The 554-nt window shown below is 43.9% G+C and carries 1 pseudogene; it reads left to right on the top strand.

Annotated elements, in window-relative coordinates:
* Positions 1–554: pseudogene (locus ACFIK6_RS10250) on the top strand (late control protein); the annotation flags it as partial.

Raw genomic sequence — 554 nt, 5'->3', positions numbered from 1 at the left:
ATTGATGATGATGAAAACTTTATCCATATGGATGACAGTGACAGAGCATCATCATCTGAATCGGAAAAAGCAGAAAAAGAATCGGAAAAACAAGAAGAAGACAAAGAGAAAAAAGGCGGTGTTCTCGCAACCTATCATGATATCCGCAGTGGTGAAAAAAAAGAAGTCAAAGTTGGTAACCCGCCGTTTCATGAACTCAAATATACCTACCATAACCAATCAGAGGCTGTTGCGGCCATTGCTGCTTATCGCAATAAATCATCACGCGGTAAGTCTTCTTTCTCATGTGATATCGGTGGTGATCCGTTTGTGCAAGCAGAAGCAAAGCTTGTTCAAGAGCCCCCTTTCCGCCCCTATATTCCAGCAGAATGGCGCATCAAAAGTGTTAAGCACAAACTTGATAAAACGGGTGGTTACACCACAAAAATAGAGTGCGAACTTTTTGATAAAACGCAAGAAGATGCGGCTGGAAACGTTGCAAACACAACACCAGACAAAGACGACACCCTTGATCCAAACGCCCCACCAAACGCATGCGACGAAGGAGACGGCGT

The sequence above is a fragment of the Bartonella sp. AS69XJJH genome, assembly GCF_042195585.1.
Taxonomy (GTDB): Bacteria; Pseudomonadota; Alphaproteobacteria; order Rhizobiales; family Rhizobiaceae; genus Bartonella.
Note: the sequence above shows the minus strand (reverse complement) of the source record. Positions and strands in the feature narration are given on the sequence as shown.